We start from the raw sequence: 1,058 nt of genomic DNA, 5'->3' as shown, positions 1-1,058 counted from the left end.
CCCTTTGTTATGCACACGGCCGACGATTTGATCAAGGGCAAAGTGCTGCTAACCATCAACAAGGTCGACTTGGACGGGCTCCGCTTTGCGCCGCTCCCCCACGCCGGGATCAAGTCCCTGATAGGCGCCACCGTGCAGGCGCAAGGCGAGCGGTTGAACCAGTACATAGAGAGCACCATCAGGATGACGCAACACGTTGGGGACACTATTCCTAACACGGAGCGTATTCAGGCTCCCTATGATATCAGTGAGAGCGGGCTAGAGTTCACCGGGGGCGTCCCCCTGCCGGCCATGGCCTACGTCAAGTACGAGACGCCCAAGAGCAATGGCCGCTTTTGGGACAATGCCCTCGAGGTCGTCCTCCGTCGCGAGCAACCCGCTCAGCGGCCTGAAGACTACATGAAGATGAACCACACGCGCCAAGCCCAGACCATGGCACTCATCTGTGTCTATGTCGCCCAGTATCTCGACTACATTAGCGATGAAGTCGATAGGAACACCCGTTTCAAGAGGTACCTGAATCAGTTGAAGCAAGGCTACGAGAACTTTGGTGATGCAGGGGTCACGTGGAGTGGAGACTGTGAGGATACCGGCATGATGATTGCCGCCACGTTTGATAGCCTTGCAGAGGCTACCTTGGAAGGATCCCGCTACAAGGACGTTTTTAAGCATATGCAGCAAAAGGTCATGCCCTACTACATACCCCTGATGTCGCTGGACGTGGTGCACGGAGCCAAGGTGAGCGACGACACCGAGCAGGTAGGCGCTCACCTGAACACCATGTTTGTGCCAACCCACTACTTTAAGCGCTGTTTGGAAAAGAGCAAGAGCGGGCGCGCCATTAGCAAAAAGGTCCATTGGCCGTCTCTGGAGGCGCACAAAAAGGAAGATTGGCCCACTCTTACGGGCGAGGGTACCGGTATGTATGGGCCTTTGGGTTTATTGGCGGAAGAGCACGAGGTGGATGCCATCGCCAAGCAGCGCGCTCTCGTCTATGGGATGCCCTCGCTGGATGGCTTTAAGAAGGATCTGGTGCACGAGCACGGCACCCCCAGCAA

General features: G+C 56.5%; 1 protein-coding gene. It reads left to right on the top strand.

Annotation, left to right across the window (positions count from 1 at the left end; all coding sequences use genetic code 11):
* Positions 1–183: 183 nt before the first annotated feature.
* Positions 184–1,058, top strand: an 875-nt coding sequence (locus V6D20_21855) for a hypothetical protein (GenBank protein ID HEY9818429.1), incomplete at its 3' end; no start/stop codon positions are given.

The organism is Candidatus Obscuribacterales bacterium, from assembly GCA_036703605.1.
GTDB lineage: Bacteria > Cyanobacteriota > Cyanobacteriia > RECH01 > RECH01 > RECH01.
Note: the sequence above shows the minus strand (reverse complement) of the source record. Positions and strands in the feature narration are given on the sequence as shown.